This window comes from Formivibrio sp. oc-25, from assembly GCF_055810895.1.
Window position 1 is genome coordinate 37224 of the sequence record NZ_JBVVOL010000003.1, and the last position, 25796, is coordinate 63019.

Annotated in this window: 24 protein-coding genes; 4 read left to right on the forward strand and 20 right to left on the reverse strand. The window is 57.9% G+C overall.

What is annotated here, in order from left to right; genetic code table 11:
* The first annotated feature begins 33 nt into the window (after nt 1-33).
* Nucleotides 34-234, forward strand: coding sequence for a DUF3460 family protein (locus AC0KVQ_RS02745; RefSeq protein WP_473419587.1), 201 nt, complete (start codon nt 34-36; stop codon nt 232-234).
* Nucleotides 235-248: 14 nt separating this feature from the next.
* Nucleotides 249-1445 (forward strand): formate-dependent phosphoribosylglycinamide formyltransferase, encoded by a 1197-nt coding sequence (gene purT / locus AC0KVQ_RS02750; RefSeq protein WP_473419588.1) that lies wholly within the window; start codon nt 249-251, stop codon nt 1443-1445.
* A gap of 53 nt (nt 1446-1498) precedes the next feature.
* Here purT and AC0KVQ_RS02755 read toward each other — a convergent pair whose 3' ends face one another.
* From AC0KVQ_RS02755 to AC0KVQ_RS02770, 4 genes are all read right to left on the reverse strand, one after another.
* Nucleotides 1499-2050, reverse strand: coding sequence for a DJ-1 family glyoxalase III (locus tag AC0KVQ_RS02755; RefSeq protein WP_473419589.1), 552 nt, complete (start codon nt 2048-2050; stop codon nt 1499-1501).
* A gap of 113 nt (nt 2051-2163) precedes the next feature.
* Nucleotides 2164-2964 carry a hypothetical protein gene (locus AC0KVQ_RS02760; protein WP_473419590.1) on the reverse strand — a complete coding sequence of 267 codons (801 nt, stop codon included), beginning with the start codon at nt 2962-2964 and terminating at the stop codon, nt 2164-2166.
* The gene (lysA, locus tag AC0KVQ_RS02765) at nt 2954-4189 is read right to left on the reverse strand and encodes a diaminopimelate decarboxylase (RefSeq protein WP_473419591.1); all 1236 of its coding nucleotides are present in this window, start codon (nt 4187-4189) and stop codon (nt 2954-2956) included. Before lysA ends, AC0KVQ_RS02760 begins: the two co-directional genes overlap by 11 nt.
* A 126-nt stretch (nt 4190-4315) precedes the next feature.
* On the reverse strand, nt 4316-6529 hold the full coding sequence (locus AC0KVQ_RS02770; protein ID WP_473419592.1) for a RelA/SpoT family protein: 2214 nt from the start codon (nt 6527-6529) through the stop codon (nt 4316-4318).
* A 106-nt stretch (nt 6530-6635) separates the two neighbouring features.
* Here AC0KVQ_RS02770 and AC0KVQ_RS02775 point away from each other — a divergent pair, with 106 nt between their 5' ends.
* Nucleotides 6636-7190 carry a DUF2062 domain-containing protein gene (locus AC0KVQ_RS02775; RefSeq protein WP_473419593.1) on the forward strand — a complete coding sequence of 185 codons (555 nt, stop codon included), beginning with the start codon at nt 6636-6638 and terminating at the stop codon, nt 7188-7190.
* Here the strand turns inward: AC0KVQ_RS02775 and AC0KVQ_RS02780 are convergent.
* The 4 genes from AC0KVQ_RS02780 to AC0KVQ_RS02795 are packed head-to-tail and all read right to left on the reverse strand — an operon-like array spanning nt 7125 to nt 11031.
* The gene (locus AC0KVQ_RS02780) at nt 7125-8540 is read right to left on the reverse strand and encodes a tetratricopeptide repeat protein (protein WP_473419594.1); all 1416 of its coding nucleotides are present in this window, start codon (nt 8538-8540) and stop codon (nt 7125-7127) included. The genes AC0KVQ_RS02775 and AC0KVQ_RS02780 overlap by 66 nt on opposite strands.
* A gap of 12 nt (nt 8541-8552) precedes the next feature.
* Nucleotides 8553-9434 (reverse strand): ribosome small subunit-dependent GTPase A, encoded by an 882-nt coding sequence (gene rsgA / locus AC0KVQ_RS02785; protein ID WP_473419595.1) that lies wholly within the window; start codon nt 9432-9434, stop codon nt 8553-8555.
* Nucleotides 9431-9748, reverse strand: coding sequence for a 4a-hydroxytetrahydrobiopterin dehydratase (locus AC0KVQ_RS02790; protein ID WP_473419596.1), 318 nt, complete (start codon nt 9746-9748; stop codon nt 9431-9433). The genes rsgA and AC0KVQ_RS02790 overlap by 4 nt, the downstream gene beginning before the upstream one ends.
* A gap of 35 nt (nt 9749-9783) precedes the next feature.
* Nucleotides 9784-11031 carry a M48 family metallopeptidase gene (locus AC0KVQ_RS02795; protein ID WP_473419597.1) on the reverse strand — a complete coding sequence of 416 codons (1248 nt, stop codon included), beginning with the start codon at nt 11029-11031 and terminating at the stop codon, nt 9784-9786.
* Between the two features lie 43 nt (nt 11032-11074).
* Here AC0KVQ_RS02795 and orn point away from each other — a divergent pair, with 43 nt between their 5' ends.
* On the forward strand, nt 11075-11620 hold the full coding sequence (gene orn, locus AC0KVQ_RS02800) for an oligoribonuclease (protein ID WP_473419598.1): 546 nt from the start codon (nt 11075-11077) through the stop codon (nt 11618-11620).
* 119 nt (nt 11621-11739) lie between these two features.
* Here the strand turns inward: orn and AC0KVQ_RS02805 are convergent, their stop codons facing one another.
* The 12 genes from AC0KVQ_RS02805 to aceE all read right to left on the reverse strand — a co-directional run bounded on the left by AC0KVQ_RS02805 (nt 11740) and on the right by aceE (nt 25787).
* On the reverse strand, nt 11740-12234 hold the full coding sequence (locus AC0KVQ_RS02805; RefSeq protein ID WP_473419599.1) for a YajQ family cyclic di-GMP-binding protein: 495 nt from the start codon (nt 12232-12234) through the stop codon (nt 11740-11742).
* 87 nt (nt 12235-12321) lie between these two features.
* Nucleotides 12322-12636, reverse strand: a complete 315-nt coding sequence (gene ppnP, locus AC0KVQ_RS02810) for a pyrimidine/purine nucleoside phosphorylase (protein ID WP_473419600.1) — start codon at nt 12634-12636, stop codon at nt 12322-12324.
* 9 nt (nt 12637-12645) lie between these two features.
* Entirely contained in the window at nt 12646-12867 is a 222-nt protein-coding gene (locus AC0KVQ_RS02815; protein ID WP_473419601.1) for a DUF2788 domain-containing protein, read from the reverse strand.
* Nucleotides 12868-13013: 146 nt separating this feature from the next.
* The gene (locus AC0KVQ_RS02820) at nt 13014-14234 is read right to left on the reverse strand and encodes an argininosuccinate synthase (protein ID WP_473419602.1); all 1221 of its coding nucleotides are present in this window, start codon (nt 14232-14234) and stop codon (nt 13014-13016) included.
* Between the two features lie 15 nt (nt 14235-14249).
* Nucleotides 14250-14612 carry a 5-carboxymethyl-2-hydroxymuconate Delta-isomerase gene (locus AC0KVQ_RS02825; protein ID WP_473419603.1) on the reverse strand — a complete coding sequence of 121 codons (363 nt, stop codon included), beginning with the start codon at nt 14610-14612 and terminating at the stop codon, nt 14250-14252.
* A 228-nt stretch (nt 14613-14840) separates the two neighbouring features.
* Entirely contained in the window at nt 14841-15809 is a 969-nt protein-coding gene (gene argF, locus AC0KVQ_RS02830) for an ornithine carbamoyltransferase (protein WP_473419604.1), read from the reverse strand.
* A gap of 192 nt (nt 15810-16001) precedes the next feature.
* A complete protein-coding gene (locus AC0KVQ_RS02835; RefSeq protein WP_473419605.1) occupies nt 16002-17111 on the reverse strand; it encodes a porin in 1110 nt (369 codons plus the stop codon).
* A 648-nt stretch (nt 17112-17759) separates the two neighbouring features.
* The gene (locus AC0KVQ_RS02840; RefSeq protein ID WP_473419606.1) at nt 17760-18533 is read right to left on the reverse strand and encodes an SDR family oxidoreductase; all 774 of its coding nucleotides are present in this window, start codon (nt 18531-18533) and stop codon (nt 17760-17762) included.
* A gap of 64 nt (nt 18534-18597) precedes the next feature.
* Entirely contained in the window at nt 18598-19437 is an 840-nt protein-coding gene (kduI, locus tag AC0KVQ_RS02845; RefSeq protein WP_473419607.1) for a 5-dehydro-4-deoxy-D-glucuronate isomerase, read from the reverse strand.
* A gap of 450 nt (nt 19438-19887) precedes the next feature.
* A complete protein-coding gene (gene lpdA / locus AC0KVQ_RS02850; RefSeq protein WP_473419608.1) occupies nt 19888-21618 on the reverse strand; it encodes a dihydrolipoyl dehydrogenase in 1731 nt (576 codons plus the stop codon).
* A gap of 110 nt (nt 21619-21728) precedes the next feature.
* Nucleotides 21729-23021 carry a dihydrolipoyllysine-residue acetyltransferase gene (gene aceF, locus AC0KVQ_RS02855; protein ID WP_473419609.1) on the reverse strand — a complete coding sequence of 431 codons (1293 nt, stop codon included), beginning with the start codon at nt 23019-23021 and terminating at the stop codon, nt 21729-21731.
* A 108-nt stretch (nt 23022-23129) separates the two neighbouring features.
* Nucleotides 23130-25787 carry a pyruvate dehydrogenase (acetyl-transferring), homodimeric type gene (aceE, locus tag AC0KVQ_RS02860; protein WP_473419610.1) on the reverse strand — a complete coding sequence of 886 codons (2658 nt, stop codon included), beginning with the start codon at nt 25785-25787 and terminating at the stop codon, nt 23130-23132.
* Between the last annotated feature and the right edge of the window lie 9 nt (nt 25788-25796).

A 25796-nucleotide genomic window follows, 5' to 3' on the forward strand; every position in this document is an offset into this window, starting at 1 on the left:
CAGGGTTCCCTCAATAAAAACAGGAGATAAGCGATGTTCGGCCAACAATACCGTTACGTGTCGGAATACACGAATTTCATGAAAGACTTTCTGCAGTCCAACCCGGAGGTGGCCAAGGGCCAGGTGGAGGGGAGGGCATTGCTTTGGGACAAGGCGCCGATCGATCTGGATGAGCGCCGCCGCAATGAAGCCTCGCGCGTCCAGCAGAAAGCTTATCCCTACCAGCCAGATTGATCGGAGAACCTCTCATGCGTATCGGAACCCCGCTGTCCGCTTCGGCGACACGCGTCATGCTGCTGGGCAGCGGCGAATTGGGCAAGGAGGTCACCATTGCCCTGCAACGGTTTGGCGTGGAGGTAATTGCGGTCGATCGTTACCCCAATGCCCCTGCCATGCATGTGGCGCACCGCTCGCACGTGATCGACATGACCGATGCCACGGCGCTGCGTGCCTTGATCCTGCAGGAAAAACCGCATCTGATCGTGCCGGAGATCGAGGCGATTGCCACCAGCGAATTGGCCAAGATCGAGGCGGAAGGCATTGCCGGGGTGGTGCCGAACGCGCGTGCCATCAACCTGACCATGAATCGCGAAGGCATTCGCCGGCTTGCAGCGGAAGAGCTGCAGTTGCCCACTTCGCCGTATCGTTTTGCCGGTAGCCTGGACGAGCTGCAGACGGCCGCGCAGCAGATCGGTTTCCCCTGCCTGGTGAAACCGGTGATGTCGTCTTCCGGCAAGGGGCAATCGCTGCTCAAGTCGGCTGATGAGGTGCAGGCAGCCTGGGAATATGCGGCCAGTGCCGGCCGGGTTGACCAAGGGAGGGTGATTGTCGAGGGTTTCATCGATTTCGATTATGAAATCACGCTGTTGACGGTGCGGGCCAAAAACGCGGAGGGCGAAATTGAAACCGGTTTCTGCGAGCCGATCGGTCATTTGCAGAAGAGCGGCGATTATGTGGAGAGCTGGCAACCGCAGCCGATGAGCCCGATTGCCTTGGAGCGCGCGAGCATCATCGCCAAGAAAGTGACCGATGCGCTGGGTGGTTGTGGCCTGTTCGGTGTCGAACTGTTCGTCAAGGGCGATATGGTCTGGTTCTCCGAAGTCAGCCCGCGCCCGCATGATACCGGTCTGGTGACGTTGATGAGCCAGCGCTTTTCCGAATTTGAACTGCATGCGCGTGCAATTCTTGGTTTGCCGGTTGATGCCACCTTGCGTGAGCCGGCAGCCAGTGCCGTGATCTATGGCGGCATGGAAGAAGCCGGGGTTGCTTATGAGGGCGTGGCCCAGGCACTGGCTGTGCCGCGTGCCGATCTGCGCCTGTTTGGCAAGCCGGAATCGTTTGCCCGGCGACGCATGGGCGTGGCGCTGGCGGCAGGCAGTAACACCGACGATGCGCGCGCACGCGCGCGGCATGCTGCTGGTCTGGTGCGGCCGGTGAAGGGGTGAGTTGATTGCCCAGAGTACAACGGCCGCATCATGCGGCCGTTGTGTTTTGCGGGTCAGATAAACAGCATGCTGCGACCGACATCGGTCGCTATTTTGTCGCCAACCAGCAGCCGTGCCAGCTCGATACCGAAATGTGCGGCAGTACCTGCCCCGCGCGAGGTGGTGATCTTGCCATCGGTCACGACGTTGTAAGCCGTGACGATTGCCCCGCCTTCGGTCATTTTCGCTTCGCAACCCGGAAAACAACAGGCCTTGCGGCCCTTCAAGATGCCGGCCTTGGCCAGCACCATCGGTGCAGCGCAGATGGCTGCCACATGTTTTCCGGCGGCCAGATGAGCGTGCAGGCGTTGGTGCAGAGGCGGGCAAGCCAGCATGTTCTGGGTGCCTGGCCCTCCGCCTGGTAACACGATGGCATCGGCCAGTGCCGTGGCGGCGGAGAAGGGCAGGTCGGCTTGCACGGTAATTGCGTGCGCACCGCTTACCAGCAGCGATTCGCTCAAGGAAACGAGCTGAATATTTACCTCGGCCCGACGCAGGATGTCGGCCACGGTGATCATTTCGACTTCTTCAAAGCCTTCGGCAACGTAAAGGTGAACCAGGGGCATGGTCGTCTCCTGTTAATGAAGCGTATCTGCATTATGGGCTGGGGGATAGGGCAAGCGGCCGTGTGCTGTCTGTGAACGCTATTATCCGCGCATGCGCGGGTCTATACGCAAATTCAGGCAGACTGGCCCTGCATGGCAGCCAGGAAATCCAGTACCACGCGGCCATCCCGGCCCAGCAGGCCACGCAAAGGACGCAGGGGCAGGGTAAGCCAGTACAACAGACGCGCGGTTTTTTGCAGGAAACGGCAATGTTCGTATTGGCCGCCAGCCTGGCGATAGGCCCGCAGGAAGCGGGTCAGGCATTCGGCCAGCGTGGGTTGTGCGGGGCAATAGCGCACAACATCAAGCAGCAGGATCATCAGGTCGAAACGCTGTCGCGTGCTGAGTGCCAGTGCGAGCAGGGCGGTTTCTTCGAAATCGATGCGATACGATCTGCCGTTGTGCCACATCAGGTTGCGCAGCTGTGCACCGCCATGCCATTCGTTGGCCGCGTGCAGCTGCCCCAGTTCGGTAAAGGCCTGCGCGAGACGCTCAAGCCGTTCTGTGTCATTGCTGCTTTGAAAGGCCGCGAGCCAAGGCGCATCCAGCTTTTGCATCACCAGCCAGTTCTTGCCGTGCGCCAGCACTGCCGGCACGGCAATGCCATGCCGGTCGAGTTCCTGCAGTCGGCGAATTTCGAATTGCAACCGGTCTTCTGCATGCATGGCGTTGCGCAGACCCAGGCCCCAGCCGATCAGATTGCGCAGCAGGACCTGGGCGCGCGAGCGATCATCGACCTGGGCAACCTTGAGAATGCCAGCCGCACCGTATTCATCCAGCACGATCAATCGCTCATTCGGATGGTCATGCATCGCCCGCTGCACGATTTCCTGCCACGCTACCGGTGAGTATCCGCGATATGCTTCAGTCAACATTTTCCAGCGCAAGCAGTTCGGCAATGGTCTGGCGACGGCGGATCAGGCGGATCGATTCGCCATCAACCAGCACTTCCGGAATCAGCGGACGGCTGTTGTAGTTTGATGACATGCTCGCGCCATAAGCGCCGGCATCGTGAAAGATTGCCAGGTCGCCGATTTCCGCCGCAGGCAATTCCCGCGGTGCAACTTCGCCGCCTTCGACCTGGGTGAACACATCACCGGATTCGCACAACGGCCCGGCGATGACGGTCGGGCGTGCCTTGCCTGTGACCTGCTGACCATTGCGCAGCAGCGATACTTCGTGGTGGCTGCCATACATGGCAGGGCGCATCAGATCGTTGAAGCCGGCATCAACCAGCACGAAGTGGTTGCGGCCCGCATCTTTTTTCGCGCGGACTTCGGCGACCAGCTTGCCGGATTCGGCGACCAGGAAACGGCCCGGCTCAATCTCCAGCGTGACCTTGTGTCCCAGATGCGCTTCGATTTCCTTGCGCGCGGCATCCCACAGGCCGAAGTAATGATCGGTATCGATGCGCTCACCGCCGACGCGGTACGGAATCGACAAACCACCGCCGGCCGAGATGGCTTCAATATCGCGATTGGCGCGTTTGACCAGATCCACCATGGCCGAACAGACCTCCTGCAAGTGGCTGTAATCGACGCCGGAGCCAATATGCATATGCAGCCCGACCAGTTGCAACTGGTAGCGATCAATCAGCGCGAGTGCCTGCTCCAGATGCTCATGCCAGATGCCATGCTTGCTGTGTTCGCCGCCGGTATTGGTTTTCTGGCTATGGCCGTGTCCGAAGCCGGGGTTGATGCGTAGCCAGACACGATGGCCGGGGCTGGCCTGGCCCAACTGTTCGAGCATCTGCGGCGAACCGGCATTGACCGGCACCTTCAGCTCGGCAACACGAGCGAGCGTGGTGCGATCGAGCAGATCCGCAGTGAAGACAATGCCGCCATGCGCATCGTCAACCGAATAGCCGGCCGCGAGTGCGCGCTCGATTTCGCCCAAGGATACGGAATCGACCGCCACGCCCTGTTCGCGCATCAGGCGCAGGATATGGGTGTTGGAGCAAGCTTTCTGGGCAAAACGGATCACATCGAACGCTTTGAGCTGCTGGATGCGTTCGCGGATGACTGCGGCATCGTAAATCCAGGCGGGTGTGCCGAATTGCTGGGCAATTGAGGTGATCTGGGCGGCATTGACAGGCTTCATGGAGACTCGCGGACAGTAAAAACGGCGCATCGCGCGCAAAGGCGAAATGTTACCCGGATGCAGCGTCGCTTGTCAGCGTAAACCTTGCAACAGGATGCCATGAACCATGTCGGGGTTCTGGGCGGCTTAATCGCGCGAAGTGCGAATCACGCCCTGGACCTCGCTCAGTCGCACGAAAATCCGCTGCAACTGGTCGGTATCGCGAATCTCGATGGTGAAGCGCATGTAGGCGCGATGATCCTTGCTCAGTGTGTTGACCGCAGTGACGTTGATCTTCTCGCGCGCAAGCACTTCCGACAGATCGCGCAGCAAGCTTTGCCGGTCATGCGCCTCCACCAGGATATCCACGGCGAACACTTGCCCGGTATGGCTCTTGCCCCAGTCGGCCCGGATCAGTCGCTCCGGCGCGCCAGCCGCCAGCCGCTTGAGTGTGGTGCAATCGGTACGATGAATCGAAATGCCGCGCCCCTTGGTCACAAAACCGACCACCGCATCGGGCGGCACCGGCTTGCAGCACTTGGCCAGCATGGTCATCAACTGGTCCACCCCCTCGATCAGTACACCCTTGCCATGCTGATCGGCCCGCGCGGCACGGATCAGATCATCCGGGTTGATCGGCATCGGCGGTGCTGGCGGTTCCATCACCGCAGTCAGCACCTGTGACAATTCGCGCAGCGATAGCTCGCCCTGACCCAGCGTCAGATAGACTTCATCGATGGTCTTCATTCCCAGGCGGGCGGCAATGGCATCAAGCTTGCTGTTGCTGAGGCCGGCGCGGGTGGCTTCCTTTTCAAACAGGGCATGGCCGGCGGCAATTGCCACATCCTGATGCTGCTGCTTGATCCAGTGCCGGATCTTGCTCATGGCTCGGTGGCTCTTCACGTAGCCCTGGTGCAGCCAGTCCAGGCTGGGGCCACCTTCCTTCACCGACAGGATCTCGATGCGCTGGCCATTTTCCAGCGGGGTATACAACGGCACGATCTGGCCATTGACCTTGGCGCCGCGGCAGCGATGGCCCAAGTCGGTATGTACGCTGTAGGCAAAATCAACCGGCGTGGCGCCCTTGGGCAACTCAATTACGCGGCCTGCCGGGGTGAGCACATAAATGGTGTCGTCAAATAGCTCCGCCTTGAAGGCATCGGCCAACTGGTTGCCCTTGGCCATGTCCTCGCGCCAATCGAGCAACTGACGCAGCCAGGCAATCTTTTCCTGATATTTGCTATCGTGCTGGCCGCCTTCCTTATAGCGCCAGTGCGCCGCCACGCCATATTCGGAGTGCTCGTGCATCTCGAACGTGCGAATCTGAACTTCCAGCGCCTTGTTTTCCGGGCCGATCACGGCGGTATGCAGGCTGCGGTAGAAATTGCCCTTCGGGTGCGAGATGTAATCGTCAAACTCACCGGGGATCGGTTGCCACAGGTGGTGGATGATTCCCAGCACCGTGTAGCAATCCTTCACGTCGTCGACCAGCACACGCACGGCGCGCACATCGTAGACTTCGGAAAAATCGAGCTTTTTCTGCTGCATCTTTTTCCAGATGCTGTAGATGTGCTTGGGCCGGCCCATGATGTCTGCCTTGATACCGGCAGCTTCAAGTTCCTGGCGCAGCGTGGCCATGACATTCGCAATGAAATTCTCGCGGTCTACCCGGCGCTCATCGAGCAGCTTGGCAATGCGCTTGTACGATTCCGGATGCAGGTAGCGGAAGGACAGGTCTTCCAGTTCCCACTTGATCTGCCACACGCCCATGCGGTTGGCCAGCGGCGCATACAAATCAGTGGTTTCGCGAGCCAGCCGCCGCCGGATGGCCTCTGGCGCATCGGCTGCCGCATGCATGGCTTGCGTGCGCCAAGCCAGGCGGATCAGCACTGCCCGCATATCCTCGGCCATGGCCAGAATCATCTTACGCAATGCTTCGATCTGCTGATGAGCGTCCTCCGGCTTGTGGTGCACGTCCGGGTGGGCCAGCACGCCTACCAATTCACGGATGCGCCGGATCTGCTCGACCAGCTGGGCCACATCATCGCCAAAGCGTAGCTGGATATCCTCTGCGGCCTTGTTGTTGACATCGGGCATGGCAAACAGCAGGGCGGCGATTACCGCATTGGCATCCAGCCTGAGGTCGGCCACGATCGATGCGCTGGCCACAGCCTGCGGTAACATCGGCGTACCGGTTACCGTATACACGCGATTGGCATAGCATTGCTCGGACCAGTGAAACGCTTCGGAGATGCGCAAGACCTCGTCAGGCGAGTAGCGCTCGGCCAGCATATGCAGCCAGCGTTGCGGATCATCGGCATCGGCGATGGATTGGGCGAGCGGGCGGGTAACGGCAACCATGGAATTTTCTTTTTCTGCGTCAGAAGGGAATTTTGCCCAAAATAGTCGGTCTCTTGAAGCACTAAAAATCAAATCGTCTGTTCATTGCATCAATCAAGACTACCCCATGCCCAGAAAGTTGCTGCGCCGTTTTTTGCCAGACCGGCACAAGATTGCAGAAAATACCTTCCTGCGCCGATTCGCGCATTGGTTTACTGATCCCTGCCTGTGGCAGCTCAATCGCCGTGCCGTGGCGGGTGGTGTGGCGGCGGGAGCAATTGGCGGGCTGATTCCGGGTCCGCTGCAGATCATTACGGCTGCGGTTTTGTCGCTTTTTTTTCGGGTGAACTTGCCGGTCGCTGCTTTTACCACTTTGTACAGTAACCCGCTGACGATTGGCCCGCTGTACTGGCTGGCCTATAAGCTGGGCAGCCTGGTACTCATGGCCAATGGTCATCACGCATTGCCCCCCATGCCAGTCTTGTCAGACATGAAGGTTCTGAGCTGGACGCAGGCCATGCTGGATTGGGCTAGTACGTTGGGTTGGCCGCTGGCACTTGGTTTGCCGATGCTGGGATTGTTGCTGGCGCTGGCTGGCTATGTGCTGATCGACCAGTTATGGCGTTTGCATGTGCGCTGGGCGGTCAGGCAGCGCTCGCGCCGGCAGCGCCGCCAGACATGAAAGATCACCGCATATCCGATTGACCACCTCGCGCCAGTTACCGGACTGTTTTTGACGGTAAAGCCGTACGCTGTTCGGATACCACGGCGAATCGCAGCGTTCGGTCAGCCAGCGCCAGTCTGTCTTGTAGGCCGGCAACATGATCCAGCAGGGTGTGTTCAGTGCGCCGGCCAGATGTGCAACCGCACTATCTACACTGATGACCAGATCCAGTTGCGCCACGATGGCGGCGGTATCGGCAAAGTCCTTGATTGTGTGTCCAAGCGGAACGAGTGGCAATCCGGTACTGGTCAGCAAGGCATCCTCTTCCCCCGGTCCTTTTTGCAGACTGACAAAGTGTACGCCGGCAATTTCGCCCAGCGCGGCGAACGTGGCAAGGGAGGGCAATGATCGGTCGGCATCGTTTTCATGTCGCGGGTTGCCCCGCCACACCAGTCCAACACGCAATCCCTGTTGCGGAATGCGTGATTGCCAGCAGGCAATCCGTTGCGGCAACGCATGCAGATAAGGCAGCCGGGCCGGGATCGAATCCAGACGTGTCTGGCAGTGAAAGGGCAGGCTCATGGGTGGTACCCAGTAATCCCAGCCTGTATCCGGCAACACGGCATCGATCGGAGCGATGACGTCCAGCGCCGCATGTGTGGCCAGCAATGGCGCAAGCGCCGGATGACACAGTATGCCGATGCGCGCGGCACCTCGATCCCTCAGCAGGCTGGCATAGCGGCAAAAGTGAATCATGTCGCCATGGCCGGCCTCGATGCCGATCAGGATGTGCTTGCCCTGCAGCGTTTCGCCTTGCCAGCGCGGGAATGGCAGCAAGGCTTGCAGTTGGCGATACCAGTCACGCGCCTCCAGGCTCGCCCAGCCTTCCTCGAAACGGCCCTGGCGCAACTGCAGATAACTCAGATTGAAGCGTGCCAGGCGGTAGGCGGGATCAATGTTCAGCGCGCGTTGATAACAATTTTCTGCCAACTGCTCCTGTCGCTGGCAGGCATGCAGTACACCCAGATTGGACCAGGTAACGGCTGAATCCGGATTCAGCGCAAGCGCTTGCTGGTATGCCTGCTCTGCTTCGGCAAAGCGCTTTTGACTTGCGAGCAAAACACCAAGATTGCGATGAACTTCGCTTAGGCCTGCATCGAGCGTGAGTGCATGGCGATAGCATGTCTCGGCCTCAGCAGGTTGCTGTAGATGTTCCAGGGCCAAGCCAAGATTGGCATGTAATTCAGCAATGTCGGGAGCAAGAAGAATGGCTTGTCGAAAGCTTGCTGCGGCCTGTGCGTATTGCTCTGCTTTCAGGTATTCGTTGCCTTGGACAAACAGTGATTCAACTTTTGCGCAGGCTGGCATCTGGGTACCGGATCAGTAAGTTGGTACCCGTGCCAGTTCATCTTGCAGCCGGTTGAGCAATTCCATCCGGCTGGCCGGAATCTGGCCGGCATCAACGGCGGCACGCAAGGCGCAGTTCGGTTCCTGGCGATGGCGGCAGTTGTGAAAACGGCACTGGCCGAGCAACTCGCGAAACTCGGGGAAATAGCCGGCCAGCTCATCCGCCTTGATATGTGCCAGACCAAACGATTGCAGGCCGGGCGAATCGATCAGCTCGGATTGTTCGTCCAGCTGGTAGAGCGCTGCGTGCGTGGTGGTGTGTTTGCCCGAATCCAGCGCCAGCGAAATATCGTTGATGCGGGCGTTGGCATCCGGGATCAAAGCGTTGGTCAGCGTGGATTTCCCCATGCCGGATTGCCCGACCAGTACCGACGTGTGTCCTGCCAGGCTTGCGCGCAAAGGGGTGACATCGGCCAGTGCGGAAACCTCGATCAGGTCATAGCCCAGGCGAGTGTAATAAGCGAGCTTGTCGCGTGCTGCGGCGGCCTCGGGCAGGTCGCACTTGTTCAGGCAGATCAACGGATGGATGCCGGCAGCTTCGGCCGCGATCAGGCAGCGCCCGATCAGCTCATCCAGCCAGCTTGGCACCGGCGCCACCACGATCACGATCTGTGTGACATTGGCCGCGATCAGTTTTTCACGCCATTGATCCGAGCGATACAGCAGGGTTTTGCGTGCGAGCGCCTTCTCAATGACAGCCTGTTCTTCGTTGATCAGCTTGACTGCAACCGCATCGCCGCAGGCAAAATCGGTTTTCTTGCCGCGTGCGGAGGCAATGCGCCGCATGCCATCCGCAGTTTGCACGATATAGGCTTTGCCGTGACTGGCGACAATGCGGGCGACCGTATCGCTCATTTATTCAGCAGCCGGTCGACTTTGGCAGCGCAGATGATGTCATTGCGTGAAATGCCGCCAGTGGAATGCGTGCTCCAGACCAGCCGGCAACGGCTGTAGGTGACATCCATGTCCGGATGATGATCCTGGGTATGGGCAATCCAGGCCACAGCATTCACGAAGGCCATCGTTTCATGAAAATTCTTGAAGCGGAACGTTTTTTCCAGTTGATCATCAAGCACAATCCAGTCATTCAACTCGGAAGCCAGCATTTCTGCTTCTATCTTGCCCAGTTTGGCCGGTGTGGCGGAGCACTGTTCGTCGAAGAATGCCATGGTGTGAGCCTTTTTCAAATGGAATCGATACTGTTTTAGCCTAGCGACTTCAGCGCTGCAATGCGGATCGCCGCCGGCGGGTGCGAGTGGTAATACATGCTGAACAGCGGATCGGGGGTCAGCGTGCTGGCGTTATCGCGATACAAGCGGACCAGCGCGTCGACCAGATCATCGGCGCTGGCGTGTTGTGCCGCATAGGCATCGGCCTCGAATTCCTGCTTGCGTGATATCCAGCTGCCGATCGGCGCAAACGGAAAGGTAAACACCGGCAATGTCAGAAAGAACAGCAGCAAGGCAGCAGCCGTGCTGGGTGTGGCTACGCCCAGCCCCTGATAGAACCAGGATTGCTGCATCAGCAGGCCCAGAAGCCAGAACAGGCCAAGCATCAAGGCAAACGACCAGATCAGCCGCTTGAAGATATGACGATGGTGGAAGTGGCCCAGCTCATGTGCGAGCACAGCCAAAATCTGCGCCGGCGTCAACTGGCGCAGCAGCGTATCGAAAAATACGATGCGCTTGGATTGGCCCAGCCCGGTGAAATAGGCATTGCCGTGGTTGGAGCGCTTGGAGCCATCCATCACGAACACCCCGCTGGATGTGAAGCCGCAGCGTTGTAGCAGCGCCTCGATATCCGCCTTCAGTTCGGCATCTTCCAGTGGCAGGAATTTGTTGAACAGCGGAGCGATCCAGGTCGGGAAAACCAGCATCAGCAACAGCGAAAAGCCCACCCAGGTCAGCCATACCCACAGCCACCAGTGGTCGCCCATTCTGGCCATCAGCCAAAGTACCAGCGCTGCAAGCGGCAGGCCGATGCTGGCAGCCAGCAGCCCGGATTTAATCAAGTCGAGAACGAACAGTTTGGCGGTGATGTTGTTGAAGCCGTAACGCGCCTCGACCACAAAGGTCGAATAAATCGAAACGGGCAGGGTCAGCAGGGTATACAGCACCGATACGCCGGCGATCAGGATCAGGCCAGCGCCAATGGGTGAATCCGTGAATGAACGGCTGAGCGTATCGAGCCAGTTGATGATGCCACCCAGCGTGAATGTCAGCAGCAGGGCTGCTTCATACAGCGTTTCAAACTGGGTAAAGCGGCTTTTGCATACCGTATAGTCGGCCGAACGCTGGTGCGATTCCAGCGGGATGGATTCGGCAAACTCATCCGGTACTTGGGCGCGATGGTTCGAGACATGGCGAATCTGGCGGGCTTGCAGCCACAGATGCAGGCCGCAACCGAGACCGAGCGTGGCAACAAACAACAGGGAGAACAGGCTGGCGCTCATTTATAATGCGCTTCAATTTCAATCGATCATGGAGTCAAGCAGTATGCCACAAGACCAGAACAACCTCATCTGGCTGGACATGGAAATGACCGGGCTCGATCCCGAGCGCGAACGCATCATCGAGGTAGCGCTGGTGGTTACCAATGCCAATCTGGAAACGGTGGCTGAAGCACCGGTATTCGTGGTTCATCAACCCGATAGCGTGCTCGATGCCATGGATGAGTGGAACAAGAATACCCACGGCAAGTCTGGCCTGATCGACAAGGTGAAGGCGTCCACGCTGACGGAATCGCAAGTCGAGGACCAGATCATCGCCTTCCTGGAGCAGCATGTCCCCAAAGGTGTTTCACCCTTGTGCGGCAACTCCGTGCATCAGGACCGCCGCTTTATCGTCAAATACATGCCCAGGCTCGATGCCTATCTGCACTACCGCATCATCGATGTTTCCGTGCTGAAGGAGCTGTGCAAGCGCTGGCAACCGCAGGTGTATGCGAAATACACCAAGGAGAGCAAGCACGAAGCGCTGGCCGATGTGTATGAATCGATCGGCGAGTTGAAGTTTTACCGGGAAAATTTCCTAAAGGCGTGAGGGCTGGGTGGTTCGCATTTTCTCCCTCTCCCGCTTGCGGGAGAGGGTAAATCGATACCTGCCGTCCTAGCTGTCGGAATGAATTCCGACCTACGGCGTCAAGGTTCTGAAGAGGGGACTCAATCCCGGAAGTTACCCGCCTTGATCGGATAATCCGTAATTTCCTTCTTGATCAGCGCAATGCACATCTGCAAATCATCGCGCTTGGCACCCGTTACACGCACCGCTTCACCCTGGATGGCAGCCTGCACCTTGAGCTTGGCATCCTTGATCTGCTTGACGATTTGCTTGGCTAGCTCGCTTTCGATGCCATCCTTGATCTTGAATAGCTGCTTGACCTTGTTGCCGGATACGCTTTCCACCTTCTGCGCATCCAGGCGCTTGGAGCTGTCGGCTTCCTTCTTTTCCATGGCTGGAAAAAGGATGGCCTTGATCTGGTCGAGCTGATTGTCGGAATCGCCAAACAAGGTCAAAGCCTTGTCCTTCTCGTTGAACTCGATCTTGGCGCTGGTGCCTTTGAAGTCGAAGCGGTTGTCGATCTGACGCATTGTGACATCGATCGCGTTCTTCATCGCGACCATGTCGGCTTCGGACGTGAAGTCAAAAGACGGCATCTAAAACTCCTGTGAGTAGTGACTGGGGAGTGGTGAGTGGTTTGGCTACTCTCAACTCCCTACTCCCCATGCCCTAGATAAAATCAATCAGGCAAAGTGGCAAACGTAATGGAACGGCTCGCCTTGCACTTCGATTTCAAAGCTGGAGTTACCCGGCACATGGAACGATTCGCCCGCAGCGTACTGCTTGACCTCATCCGAGCCTGCCAGCTTCACAAAGCAGGCGCCGGCCACGGCTTCCATGATTTCCGGTGCGCCGGTATTGAAGGTCAGCTTGGCAGGCAGAATCACGCCCACGGTTTTCTTGGTGCCATCGCCAAATACCACGGTATGCGAGATGCACTTGCCGTCGAAGTAGATATTGGCTTGCTTCAGAACGGATACGTTATCGAATTGGCTCATGGAGATTCCTTATTTTTGCAGCACTTCGGTTAACAGGGTTTTGACGATAAAGCCGAACATGCCCAGACCCAGTACGACGGACAACACCAGCGTGCCAAGCTTGCCGGCCTGCGAATCACGCGCCAGCCGGAAAATGATGAAGCCCATATAGGAAATCAGCGCGGTGCAAAAAATCGCGACGGTCAGCCGGGTAAATGCGGCTTCGGGCATGTTGAGAATGGCGTCGAGCATTTTTCTTTCGGTACAAAGGCCGACCGGTTGGCCGGCTTACCCTCTCTCCTGACCTCTCTCCCCATCGGGGCGAGAGGGAGAATTTTCAGGTGAGCATGAGAGGGAAAACTCCCTCTCCCGCTTGCGGGAGAGGGTTGGGGAGAGGATTACTTGCCAGCTTTCTTGGCAGCAATGCGCATCCGCAATGCATTCAGCTTGATAAAGCCACCAGCATCGGCCTGGTTGTAAGCGCCGCCGTCGTCATCGAAGGTGGCAATGGTCTGGTCGAACAAGGTGTTGACCGAATCACGCGCCACCACCGATACGCTACCCTTGTACAGCTTCACACGCACAAGGCCGCTCACGTTGGCCTGGGTGTGATCGATCAGGGTTTGCAAGGCGACACGCTCCGGAGCCCACCAGTAGCCGTTGTAGACCAGGCTGGCGTAACGCGGCATCAGGTCGTCTTTCAGGTGCGCCACTTCACGATCGAGCGTGATCGATTCGATGCCGCGATGAGCCTTGAGCAGAATCGTGCCACCCGGGGTTTCGTAGCAGCCGCGGCTCTTCATGCCGACGTAGCGGTTTTCCACCAGATCCAGGCGACCGATGCCGTGCTTGCCGCCGATCTGGTTCAGTGTGGCCAGCAGTTCGTGTGCCTTCATGCGCTGGCCATTGATGGCAACCAGATCACCCTTCTCGAATTCCAGATCGAGGTATTCCGGTGCATCCGGTGCGGCTTCCGGGCTTACGGTCCAGCGCCACATGCTTTCTTCGGCCTCGGCCTTCGGGTCTTCCAGATGGCGGCCTTCGTAGGAGATGTGCAGCAGGTTGGCGTCCATCGAGTAGGGCGCGCCACCTTTCTTGTGTTTCATGTCGACTTCAATACCGGCAGCTTCGGCGTAGGCCATCAGTTTCTCGCGCGAGAGCAGATCCCATTCGCGCCACGGGGCGATGATCTTGATGCCGGGCATCAGCGCATAGGCACCCAGCTCGAAACGAACCTGGTCGTTACCCTTGCCGGTTGCACCATGCGAAATGGCTTCGGCACCGGTCATCTTGGCGATTTCGATCAGCCGCTTGGCGATCAACGGACGCGCGATCGAGGTGCCGAGCAGGTATTCGCCTTCGTAAACCGTGTTGGCGCGGAACATCGGAAAAACGAAATCGCGCACGAATTCTTCGCGCAGGTCGTCAATGAAGATATGTTCCGGCTTGATCCCGGCCTTGAGTGCCTTCGCGCGTGCCGGCTCCAGCTCTTCGCCCTGACCCAGGTCGGCCGTGAAGGTCACGACTTCGCACTTGTACTCATCCTGCAGCCACTTGAGAATGACCGAGGTATCCAGCCCGCCGGAATAGGCGAGCACAACTTTCTTGACATCAGACATGCTGTTTCCTTGTTTCTACAGAGCGGAAAATTTATCGTAAAACTCGGTGCGGATCTCCTGGATTTCCACACAGATCTGGCAATCCTGTTCCTGCAATGCGCGGGAAAAGGCCGATTTCATGATCGGGTTGAACAGTGCAAGCACCTGTTTCTTGAATTCAGGCGGACGCGTATCCAGCGTGGACATTTTCAGGTGCACAAACGCCTGCCTGGGGTCGCCGCCAACACGCCATTCATCCAGCTTGATGGCGCGTACCATCACGCTGTTTGCACGCACGGTGCCGGTGCTGTAAAGCGCGTCAATCAACTCGACAAACAACTGCTGCATGTCGGGCGCGGCAATCAGGTTGTCGGTGTATTCGATGGTGATGTGCGGCATGGTTCATCTGTCCGTTTTTGTGTAGGTTTGGCCGTGTAGGTTGGGCAGAGCAGAGCAGAGCAGAGCAGAGCAGAGCGAAGCCCAACATCGACAATGCTCTGACCAACATCTACCACCCCGCCTTATCTGTCGTTGGGCTTCGCGATGCTCTGCCCAACCTACGGGAGGTTTACTCCCTCTCCCGCTCGCGGGAGAGGGCCGGGGAGAGGGGCCTCAACCCGACAGTCATTACTGCTTGAAAACGTCCCAATTCTCCGGCTTGCCGCCTTGCTTGAAGACATCCCAATCTTCGATCTTGCCCAGCAACAAATACTCGATCACGGCTTTCTGTGCGTGCATGCGGTTTTCGGCCTCATCCCACACAATCGACTGCGGGCCGTCGATCACTTCCGGATCAACTTCTTCGCCACGGTGGGCGGGCAGGCAGTGCATGAACACAGCTTCCGGCTTGGCGGCCTTCATCAATTGCTCGGTGACCTTGTAATTGATGAAGTCTCGCTTGCGTTGCAGCGTTTCGCGCTCGAATCCCATGGAAACCGATACGTCGGTCGTTACGATGTCGGCATTGGCCACGGCTTCATACGGATCGCGACAGGTCTCGAAGATGTCCGGGCCGTATTCCTGACCATCGAGCACCACCATGTCGTAGCCCTCCGGGCAGGCCAGCTTGAGCTTGAAGTTGAACACCTTGGCTGCCTGCAGCCAGGTGCGCGATACATTGTTCGAATCCCCCACCCAGGCTACCGCCTTGCCTTCTATGGAGCCGAAGCGCTCAACATAGGTAAAGATATCGGCCATGATCTGGCAGGGGTGGTATTCGTTGGTCAGCCCATTGATCACCGGCACCAGCGATTCCTTGGCAAAACGCTCGACAATGCTTTGCTCGAAGGTGCGGATCATCACGATATCGACCATGCGGCTCATCACCTTGGCCATGTCCTCGATCGGCTCGCCGCGCCCGAGTTGGGTGCTTTCCGAATTCAGGAACATGGCGTGACCACCGAGCTGGTACATGCCGGCTTCGAACGAGACGCGGGTACGGGTCGATGATTTCTCGAAAATCATCCCCAGCACACGGCCGGGCAGGGGTTGATAGAGTTGGCCGGATTTGACGACCTTCTTGATTTCAGCAGCGCGGGTAAAGAGGTAATCGTACTCTTCGCGCGAAAAATCCTTGAATTGCAGGTAATGACGCATGGGCAAGATCCTGTTGCAAGCAGGTGACTGCAACGATTTTGGGAAAAGACAACATTATTGAAGCAACGGAAATTTAGTGCAAGTCCGCGCGGGTGGCGGTGCGGGTCGGCGTCGGCAGAGTTCGATTTGCAAAATAGAAAAGGGCGGGAAACCCCGCCCTTTCAGGTCGAAAACTAAGCTGACAAAGTCAGATTAGAAGTCGGTACGGATGCCGATACCAACACCAGTGTACTTGGCGCCGTTATATGCGCCAGTGCTAGGTGCCTTGAAAGCGCTGTTGGCTGCGCCAACATCAGCATTGTCATCGTTGCTGATGTAGGAAGCGCCAGCCAGCAGCTTGGTTTGTTTGCTCAGGTCATAGGTCATGCCCAAGCCTGCACCCCAGGCACCGGTCTCAGCTTGCTTGGCGCCGTTCAGTTTCTGGTCGTTCAGCTTGCTCAGGCTACCTGCGAAGTTGTATTTGCCTGTGGCGTAGGAAACGCCAAGGCCGTAACCTGCCTGCTTGTATTCGTTGCTGGCGCTGGCATCTTTTTGCTTGGTTTGGTCATAGACTGCACTGATCTTCAGGCCTGCCATCGGCATTACCGAAGCGCCAACAACATAGTACTTGTACTTGTCGCCATCGTTAACTGTTGCGCTGTTTTTGATTTCGGTCTTGGTGTAGTCGAAATTGCTTACGTTCTTGTAGCCGGCGCCGATTTCAAACAGGCTGGACTTGTAGAAGGCAGTTGCAGCATAACCATTGGCGTTTGTATCTGCAGTCGTATTGCCAAAAACGTATTGAGCCTTGAAGCCAAAGCCGCCGAAGGAAGGTGAGTGGTAGGCGATGGTGTTGTTGTTTTTGCCAGCGCCGCGACGAACAAACTTGCCGCTTACGCTGTCGGACTCGATGAGGTTGCCCAGGGCGCCAAAGAAGTCACCGCGCGAAGCATCGATGATGTCATCGAAACGGCCGGCACGTACCAAGCCGAAGTTGCCTTGCAGGCCAACGAAGGTGTCACGGTCACCCCAGCCTTCGGTCTGTTGGTTGTTTGTGCCGTCAGCGGCGCTGGCGCCAACGCGAACGCGTTGCTCAGCTTGCCACAGAACGGTCAGGCCGCTGTCGAGCTTGTCGGAGCCCTTGAAGCCCAGACGGGAAGATTGGTCAGCCAAGCGAACTTTGCTGTGGTCAGCGGCAGCACTTACGCTGCTTACTTTGCCGTATTCAACGGCGGTACGCAGGGAGCCGTATACAGTAACTTCGGCCATGGCGGCCGGTGCAACGAAGGCTGCGGCAACAGCCAGAGCAATGATCTTCTTCATGGGGTAATACTCCTTGTTGTTGAAGGGTACCGCTTTTAACCCGGTCTGGTTTTATTACCAAACCTTGGATCGTAGGATGCCTTAGCCGTTGTGCCTGGGGCAACTTTGTGTGCAGCAATTGCGTAGGAGTGTTGGGAAAAGTACACAGTTTGGGCGGTTTGTGTGAGGAGTGTGACGTAGTTGTGATGGATTTGTTACCGGGATGTTTTGAGTCCGCCCCTGGCTGCCACATCGCAATGCCCTTCGTAGGACGGGCTTCAGCCCGTCAGCGCTGATGCCGGATATGTACGCAATGACGGGTTAAAACCCGTCCTACGGCGTGGGTTGAAATCATTGCGCGAATGTCGCCGCAACGCCTGCCGTAGGACGGACTTCAGTCCGTCGGCGCTGATGCCGGATATGTCCGCTGTGACGGGTTAAAACCCGTCCTACGGCGTGGATTGAAATCATTGCGCGAATACCGCCGCAACGTCTGCCGTAGGACGGACTTTAGTCCGTCGGCGCTGGTGTCGGATATGTCCGCTGTGACGGGTTGAAACCCGTCCTACGGCGTGGTGGCATGTATGGCGGTGGATTTTGGTTCTCAGTGCATATGCAAAACGCCACCGCAAGGGTGGCGTTTGTGCTGGTGACTGGCTTGATGCGCGATTAGCGAGCTTGCCAGCCGCCGTCGACGTTCACAATGGCGCCGTTGACGTAGTCGGAAGCGGCAGATGCCAGGAATACGGCGGTGCCGGCCAGGTCTTCCGGTTCGCCCCAGCGGCCAACCGGGATCCGGTCCAGAATCGCTTTGTTGCGATCGGCATCGGCACGGATCGGGGCGGTGTTGGCGGTGGCGATATAGCCCGGGGCGATACCGTTGCAGTTGATGCCCTTGGCGCCCATTTCGTTGGCGATCAGCTTGGTGATGCCGGCAATGCCGTGCTTGGATGCGGTGTAGCCCGGTACCAGAATGCCGCCCTGGTAAGACAGCATCGAGCAGATGTTGATGATCTTGCCACGGCCATTGCGGCCCACGACGTGGCGGCAGAAAGCTTGCGACAGGTACATGGGTGCGTACAGGTTGATCTGCATCACAAAGTCGAAGTCTTCCTCAGAATGCTCCAGGAACGGGGCGCGGCGGATGGTGCCGGCAACGTTGGCCAGGATGTCGACCTGGCCGGCCAGTGCGACGGATTCATCAATCACTTTTTGCGGCGCGCCCTTGGCGGTCAGGTTGGCTTGCAGGTACCAGTATTTGCCGCCGCCGATCTTGGTGGCAGCTTCCATGTTGGTGATGGATTCGGCAGCCATCGGGGCGAAGTCGGCACAAATCACGGAAGCGCCGGCTTCGGCCAGCTTGGCGGCAATGGCGGCACCAATGCCTTGTGCGGCGCCGGTTACGAGGGCGATCTTGCCTGATAGGCTAAATGGATTGCTCATTCTTTTAGATTCCTTATGTGTTGGAAGGAGGGGCCGGCAAGCCGGCCTTGCTGCAAAAGGTTAATTACTTGATGTCTGCCATGGCAACATGGTCCATATCCGGGAAGGTCTGGTTTTCGCCGGCCATGCCCCAGATGAAAGTATAGGCTTGTGTGCCTACGCCGGAGTGGATAGACCAGCTCGGGCTGATTACGGCCTGCTCGTTGCGCATCACAATGTGACGGGTTTCGGTCGGTTCGCCGTGCATGTGGAAGACGATGCCATCCGCGTTCATGTTGAAGTAGAAATAAACTTCCATCCGGCGCTCGTGCGTGTGGCACGGCATGGTGTTCCACAGGCTGCCTTCGTCCAGCTTGGTCAGGCCCATGATCAGTTGGCAGGAATCCACCACGCCCGGCACGATGTATTTATAGATAGTGCGGCGGTTGGATGTCTTGGTTTCACCCATGGTTTGCGGCGAAGCTTGCTCGATCGTTACCTTCTTGATCGGATAGGCGGCGTGGGCCGGAGTGGAGTTGTAGTAGAACTTGGCCGGATTGGCGCTGTCCTTGCTCTTGAAAACCAGATCCTTGTTGCCCTTGCCAACATAGAGGGCTTCTTCGGCCTTGACGTCGTACTCGGTGCCATCCACCACGACCACGCCATCGCCGCCGATGTTGATCAGGCCCAGTTCGCGGCGTTCCAGGAAGTAGGCGGTGCCATAGGTCTTGCCCAGATCCGGCATGGCGATATCGCTGCTGACCGGCATGATGCCGCCAAACACGATACGGTCGACGTGGCTGTAGGTCATAGTGATCTGGTCGGCAACAAATATTTGTTCGACCAGGAATTCGCGACGCAAGCCTTCGGTGTCCAGCGTTTTGGTGTAGGCGGCGTTACAGGATTGGCGGATATCGATCTGCATGAGGTACTCCTAGCGTTGATTAGCATCGCATAGCTGCGGCGTTGGTGAGGGTTGGCCGGCAGGAATGGTCAGGTGACTGGCATTATAATATGACCAAAGCTGCCTTATTCAAGCGTTTTATTGCCTATTTTATAGTCTTTGATGTGTGACAAGTTGGTAAGGTGAGATGACCAAAGGTCCGGCCTTTCGATATTCTGGCCGATATCGGGTTACCTTGCCTTTAAAAAAGGGCTTGCCTGGATGTAAATCCGGCAGGTTTACCAAGTTGTATCCAAGCGGGTTCTAGTCGCAGCTACTCTCGTAGGACGGACTTTAGTCCGTCGGCGCTGATGCCGGATATGACCACCGCGACGGGTTGAAACCCGTCCTACGGCAACCGATTGCTGCAACAAACACAAACGCCCCAGCCAACAGGCTGGGGCGTTTGTATGCAGTAGTACTTGGCAGTACTTAACGCTTCTTGGGTACGTACAAGTCAGTGATCGAGCCATGCGCCATTTCAGCAGCAAAGGCCACGGTTTCCGACAAGGTCGGGTGGGCGTGTACGGTCATGGCGATGTCTTCGATATCCGCGCCCATTTCGTAGGCCAAGACAGCTTCACCCAACAGTTCGCCAGCATTTACGCCAACGATGGCGGTGCCGAGGATGCGCTTGGTTTCCGGGTCGACCAAAATCTTGGTCAGACCGTCGTCGCGACCGTTACCCAGAGCGCGGCCGGAAGCTGCCCACGGGAACACGGCCTTCTCGTACGGAATGCCTTGCGCCTTGGCTGCGGTTTCGGTCAGACCCACCCAGGCCACTTCCGGATCGGTGTAGGCGATGGCCGGAATTGCACGGAAGTCGAGGAAGGATGCATGTCCAGCGATGACTTCGGCGGCGCACTTGCCTTCGTGCGTAGCCTTGTGGGCCAGCATCGGGTTGCCGGTTACGTCACCAATCGCGTAGATGTGCGGTACGTTGGTGCGGCACTGGTTGTCGATATTGATGAAGCCACGTTCATCCACTGCAATACCGGCATTTTCCGCACCGATCAGGTGGCCGTTCGGGCGGCGGCCCACGGCAACCAGAATCTTGTCGTAGACTTGCGGCTCGGCCGGAGCCCAGTCGCCTTCAAACCAGCACTTGAGACCTTCCGGCAAGGCTTCGACCTTGGCAACCTTGGTCTTGGTCATGATGGCTTCATAGCGGTTGCCGATACGGTCAGCCAGCACCTTGATCACGTCACGGTCAGCGCCCGGAACCAGGCCATCGCCGAGTTCCACCACGCTGATCTTGGTGCCCAGTGCCGAGTAAACGCAGGCCATTTCCAGGCCGATAATGCCACCGCCAACCACCAGCATGCGCTTCGGAATTTCGGTGAGCTTGAGTGCGCCGGTGGAGGAAATGACGCGCGGATCATCATACGGATAGCCCGGGATCTTGGTCGGCGTGGAGCCGGCTGCAATGATGGCATTCTGGAACTTGATGGTCTTGACCGAACCATCATTGCCGCGCACTTCCATGGTGTGCGGCGAGGTGAACTTGCCTTCGCCATTCACAACATTGACCTTGCGCTGCTTGGCCAAACCAGCCAGACCCTTGGTCAGGCGAGCGACCACGCTATCCTTGAAGCCACGCAGTTTGTCGATGTTGATGCGAACGTTGTCGAATTCCAGACCGTGCTCGCGCATTTCTTCGGCGTCGGTCATGACCTTGGCGACGTGCAGCAGCGCCTTGGACGGAATGCAGCCTACGTTCAGGCAGACGCCACCGAGCGTCGGATGACGTTCAATCAGTACCACGCGTTTGCCCAAGTCGGCCGAGCGGAAGGCTGCGGTATAACCGCCGGGGCCTGCGCCCAGAACCATCACATCACATTCGATCAGCTCGCCATTGATGGCGGCGGCAGGGGTGGCAGCGGCTTGGGGAATGGCTGCAACCGGAGCGGAAGCGGCAGCTGCGCCAGTTTCCAGCAGCAGAACCACGCCGCCCTCGGAAATCTTGTCGCCAACCTTGACCTTCACTTCCTTGACGATACCGGCAGCGGTAGACGGCACTTCCATGCTGGCCTTGTCGGTTTCGAGGGTGATCAGGGAATCGTCCACATTGATCTGGTCGCCAGCTTTGACAAATACTTCGATCACGTCCACGTTATCGTGGCCGCCAATGTCCGGTACTTTCAGTTCGATTACGGTGCTCATGTCTTCTTCCTGTGAGGAGTTAGGAGTTAGGGGTGAGGTGTATACCCCTAGCGTGAAGAAGAGGTGTCAGGTTTTACCCCTCACACCTCACACCTCACGCCTCACTTCTGTTAAAGGATCAGGCGGCGCAGGTCGCCCAGCAGCTTGGCCAGGTATACGGTGAAGCGCGCGCCAGCGGCGCCATCGATCACGCGGTGATCGAAGGAGAGCGATAGCGGGCACATCAGGCGCGGCTCGAATTCGCGGCCGTTCCAGACCGGCTTCATCTGCGACTTGCAGACACCCAGAATAGCGACTTCCGGCGCATTCACAATCGGGGTGAAGCCAGTGCCGCCAATACCGCCCAGGCTGGAGATGGTGAAGGTGGCGCCTTGCATGTCGGTCGGCTTGAGCTTGCCTTCGCGAGCCAGCTTGGACAATTCACCCAGTTCCTTGGTGATCTGCTTGATGCCCTTCTTGTCGGCATCCTTGATCACCGGAACGACCAGACCATTGGGAGTATCTGCGGCAAAGCCGATGTTGTAGTACTTCTTCAGGATCAGGTTGTCGCCATCCAGGCTGGAGTTGAATTCCGGGAATTGCTTGAGCGCATCCACGGCGGCCTTGATGATGAAGGCGAGTGGGGAGGGCTTGACGCCTTCCTTTTCCCATTCCTTGCTGATGTCCTTGCGGAAGGCTTCCAGGTCGGTGATGTCGGCATCGTCATTGAACGTGACATGCGGAATCATGACCCAGTTGCGCGACAGGTTGGCACCGGAAATCTTCTTGATGCGCGACAGCGGCTGGGATTCGATCGGGCCAAACTTGGCAAAATCGACCTTCGGCCATGGCAGCAGATCCAGGCCAACGCCGGTACCCGCAGCGGCTGCAGCAGGTGCGGCGGCCGGGGTAACCGGTGCATTCAGGTACTTGCGCAGGTCTTCATGCAGGATACGGCCTTTCGGGCCAGAGCCTACAACCTTGGCCAGATCGATACCCTGCTCGCGCGCATAGCGGCGCACTGATGGGCTGGCGTGCGCGATGCGCTGGCTTTCATTCTGTGCGGTTTGCGCTGCGCTCGGAGCGGCTGCTGGTGTCACGGCAACCGGTGCGGGTGCTGCACTGGCTGCGGCAGGTGCCGGAGCCGGAGCCGATTCGGCCGGTGCCGCGGCGGCAGCAGCATCGGCTGATTCCAGCAACAGAATCACGCTGCCCTCGGAAACCTTGTCGCCAACCTTGACCTTGATTTCCTTCACTACGCCGGCACTGGTAGCCGGTACTTCCATGCTGGCCTTGTCTGTTTCAAGGGTGATCAGCGATTGCTCAAGCTCAATCTTGTCGCCTACTTTAACCGATACTTCGATGACATCCACATCGCTGCTGCCGCCGATGTCCGGAACTTTCAATTCAATCACGTTGCTCATGTTCTCTTCCTGTCAGGAGTAAGGAGTGAGGGGTGAGGTGAACACCCCTCTTGCGTTTGGTGTGCGGCGGGGTTGCTCCTCACGCCTCACACCTCACGCCTCACTGATTTACACTGTCCACGGTGCCGGTTTGCTGGTGTCGATGCCGTATTTGGCAATGGCTTCGGCTACTTTTTCTGCGCCGATCTTGCCATCGTCTGCCAAGGCCTTCAGGGCGGCCAGGGCCACGCTGTAGCGGTCGACTTCGAAGAACTTGCGCAGTTGTGCGCGGCTGTCGGAACGACCAAAACCATCGGTGCCCAGAGTGACGAAGCGATTCGGCACAAAGGCACGGATCTGTTCGGCATAGGTGCGCTTGTAGTCGGTCGCAGCAATCACCGGGCCGGTACGCCCTTGCAGGCATTCGGTCACATAGGCTGTTTTCTGCGCAGCAGTCGGGTTCAGCAAATTCTCGCGCTGTACGGTAATACCGTCGCGATAGAGTTCGTTGAAGCTCGGAGCAGACCAGATGTCGGCTTCTACACCAAAATCATTCTTGAGCAAATCTGCAGCGGCAATGACTTCACGCAGGATCGTACCGGAGCCCATCAGCTGTACCTTCTGATCAGCCTTGGCGCCTTCCTGGAACAGGTACATACCCTTCAGGATGCCGGCTTCAGCACCTTCCGGCATGGCCGGATGGCTGTAGTTCTCGTTCATCACCGAGAGGTAGTAGTAGATGTTTTCCTGATCCTGATACATGCGCTTCATGCCGTTCTGCACGATGACGGCCAGCTCGTAGTGGAAGGTCGGATCGTAGGAAACGCAGTTCGGGACAAATTCGGCGAACAGGTGGCCATGACCATCCTGGTGTTGCAGACCTTCACCATTCAGCGTGGTACGCCCGGCGGTGCCGCCGATCAAGAAGCCGCGTGCACGCATGTCGCCCGCTGCCCAGGCCAGATCGCCGATACGCTGGAAGCCGAACATCGAGTAATAGATGTAGAACGGAATCATGGTGACGCCGTGGTTGGCATACGAGGTCGCTGCGGCGATCCAGTCTGCCATGGCGCCGCCTTCGTTGATGCCTTCCTGCAGAATCTGGCCTTCCTTCGATTCCTTGTAGAACATCAGTTGGTCGGCATCCTGTGGCGTGTAGAGCTGGCCAACGTGCGACCAGATACCCAGCTGGCGGAACATGCCTTCCATGCCGAAGGTGCGCGATTCATCCGGGACGATCGGGACAATACGCTTGCCGACGGTCTTATCCTTGACCAGCACGTTCAACATCCGTACGAAGGCCATGGTGGTGGACATTTCACGCTCGCCGGTAGCATCGAGCAGTGCCTTGAAGGCATCCAGGCCCGGGACTTGCAGCGATTCGTTAACCGGTTTGCGCGACGGAATGTAACCACCCAGCGCGGCACGGCGTTCGTGCATGTATTTCAGTTCAGGCGCATCGGCTGCCGGCAGGTAGAATTTGCAAGCCTTGGCTTCGTCGTCGGACAGCGGGATGTTGAAGCGGTTGCGCAGGTAGATCATGTCATCATCAGACAATTTTTTGGTCTGGTGCGCCACGTTCTGCGATTCTCCGGCCGAACCCATGCCGTAACCCTTCACGGTCTTGGCCAGGATCAGGGTCGGCTGACCGGTATGCTCGGTTGCTGCCTTGTAGGCGGCGTAGACCTTGGGCATGTCGTTGCCGCCGCGGGTTAGGTGCCAGATGTCGCTGTCGGTCATGTCGGAGACCATGTCCAGCAATTCCGGATACTTGCCGAAGAAGTGCTTGCGAACGTAGGCACCATCCTTGGACTTGTAAGTCTGGTATTCGCCGTCGACCACTTCCATCATGCGTTTTTGCAGGATGCCGTTGACGTCTTTCTCAAGCAGTGCGTTCCAGTTGGAGCCCCACAGCACCTTGATCACGTTCCAGCCGGCACCGCGGAAGTTGCCTTCCAGTTCCTGCACGATCTTGGCATTACCACGTACCGGGCCATCCAGACGTTGCAGGTTGCAGTTGATCACGAACACGAGATTGTCGAGCTTTTCACGACCAGCCAGTGAGATGGCGCCGAGCGATTCCGGTTCGTCCATTTCGCCGTCGCCGCAGAAACACCATACCTTGCGGTTGCCTTTCTGCTTGAAGCCACGGTCGTCCAGGTATTTCATGAAGCGGGCCTGGTAGATGGCCATCAGCGGGCCCAGGCCCATCGATACGGTCGGGAACTGCCAGAAATCCGGCATCAGCCACGGGTGCGGGTAGGAGGACAAGCCCTTGCCACCGACTTCGCGGCGGAACAGGTTGAGCTGGTCTTCGCTGATACGGCCTTCCAGGAAGGCACGCGAGTACATGCCGGGTGCGCAATGGCCCTGGAAGTAAACGAGATCGCCGCCGTGATTTTCCGACGGGGCATGCCAGAAGTGGTTCCAGCCCACATCATATAAAGTAGCGGCAGAAGCAAACGAAGTGATATGGCCGCCTGGCTCGCCTTCACCACGGTTGGCTTTGACCACCATGGCTGCTGCATTCCAGCGGGTGTAGGCAAGGATGCGTTCTTCAAACTGGGCGTTGCCGGGGTTCTTGGCCTCCATGCTCGCCGGGATGGTGTTGACGTAAGGCGTTGTGGTGTCAAACGGAATATTGATGCCATCAATACGAGCCTGCTTGATGACCTGTTCTACCAAGAATTGTGCGCGGCTGCTGCCTTCTCTCTCCAGAACGCTGCCAAGCGAATCCAGCCACTCACGCGTTTCTTGCGGGTCGTGGTCGTGATGCTGCTCTGCCATAGTTTGTAC

Excerpts from the sequence above, each read along its gene's own strand:
- AC0KVQ_RS02745 (WP_473419587.1), top strand. The coding sequence starts at position 34 with ATGTTCGGCCAACAATACCGTTACGTGTCGGAATACACGAATTTCATG.
- purT (WP_473419588.1), top strand. The coding sequence starts at position 249 with ATGCGTATCGGAACCCCGCTGTCCGCTTCGGCGACACGCGTCATGCTG.
- AC0KVQ_RS02755 (WP_473419589.1), bottom strand. The coding sequence starts at position 2,050 with ATGCCCCTGGTTCACCTTTACGTTGCCGAAGGCTTTGAAGAAGTCGAA.
- AC0KVQ_RS02760 (WP_473419590.1), bottom strand. The coding sequence starts at position 2,964 with ATGTTGACTGAAGCATATCGCGGATACTCACCGGTAGCGTGGCAGGAA.
- lysA (WP_473419591.1), bottom strand. The coding sequence starts at position 4,189 with ATGAAGCCTGTCAATGCCGCCCAGATCACCTCAATTGCCCAGCAATTC.
- AC0KVQ_RS02770 (WP_473419592.1), bottom strand. The coding sequence starts at position 6,529 with ATGGTTGCCGTTACCCGCCCGCTCGCCCAATCCATCGCCGATGCCGAT.
- AC0KVQ_RS02775 (WP_473419593.1), top strand. The coding sequence starts at position 6,636 with ATGCCCAGAAAGTTGCTGCGCCGTTTTTTGCCAGACCGGCACAAGATT.
- AC0KVQ_RS02780 (WP_473419594.1), bottom strand. The coding sequence starts at position 8,540 with ATGCCAGCCTGCGCAAAAGTTGAATCACTGTTTGTCCAAGGCAACGAA.
- rsgA (WP_473419595.1), bottom strand. The coding sequence starts at position 9,434 with ATGAGCGATACGGTCGCCCGCATTGTCGCCAGTCACGGCAAAGCCTAT.
- AC0KVQ_RS02790 (WP_473419596.1), bottom strand. The coding sequence starts at position 9,748 with ATGGCATTCTTCGACGAACAGTGCTCCGCCACACCGGCCAAACTGGGC.
- AC0KVQ_RS02795 (WP_473419597.1), bottom strand. The coding sequence starts at position 11,031 with ATGAGCGCCAGCCTGTTCTCCCTGTTGTTTGTTGCCACGCTCGGTCTC.
- orn (WP_473419598.1), top strand. The coding sequence starts at position 11,075 with ATGCCACAAGACCAGAACAACCTCATCTGGCTGGACATGGAAATGACC.
- AC0KVQ_RS02805 (WP_473419599.1), bottom strand. The coding sequence starts at position 12,234 with ATGCCGTCTTTTGACTTCACGTCCGAAGCCGACATGGTCGCGATGAAG.
- ppnP (WP_473419600.1), bottom strand. The coding sequence starts at position 12,636 with ATGAGCCAATTCGATAACGTATCCGTTCTGAAGCAAGCCAATATCTAC.
- AC0KVQ_RS02815 (WP_473419601.1), bottom strand. The coding sequence starts at position 12,867 with ATGCTCGACGCCATTCTCAACATGCCCGAAGCCGCATTTACCCGGCTG.
- AC0KVQ_RS02820 (WP_473419602.1), bottom strand. The coding sequence starts at position 14,234 with ATGTCTGATGTCAAGAAAGTTGTGCTCGCCTATTCCGGCGGGCTGGAT.
- AC0KVQ_RS02825 (WP_473419603.1), bottom strand. The coding sequence starts at position 14,612 with ATGCCGCACATCACCATCGAATACACCGACAACCTGATTGCCGCGCCC.
- argF (WP_473419604.1), bottom strand. The coding sequence starts at position 15,809 with ATGCGTCATTACCTGCAATTCAAGGATTTTTCGCGCGAAGAGTACGAT.
- AC0KVQ_RS02835 (WP_473419605.1), bottom strand. The coding sequence starts at position 17,111 with ATGAAGAAGATCATTGCTCTGGCTGTTGCCGCAGCCTTCGTTGCACCG.
- AC0KVQ_RS02840 (WP_473419606.1), bottom strand. The coding sequence starts at position 18,533 with ATGAGCAATCCATTTAGCCTATCAGGCAAGATCGCCCTCGTAACCGGC.
- kduI (WP_473419607.1), bottom strand. The coding sequence starts at position 19,437 with ATGCAGATCGATATCCGCCAATCCTGTAACGCCGCCTACACCAAAACG.
- lpdA (WP_473419608.1), bottom strand. The coding sequence starts at position 21,618 with ATGAGCACCGTAATCGAACTGAAAGTACCGGACATTGGCGGCCACGAT.
- aceF (WP_473419609.1), bottom strand. The coding sequence starts at position 23,021 with ATGAGCAACGTGATTGAATTGAAAGTTCCGGACATCGGCGGCAGCAGC.
- aceE (WP_473419610.1), bottom strand. The coding sequence starts at position 25,787 with ATGGCAGAGCAGCATCACGACCACGACCCGCAAGAAACGCGTGAGTGG.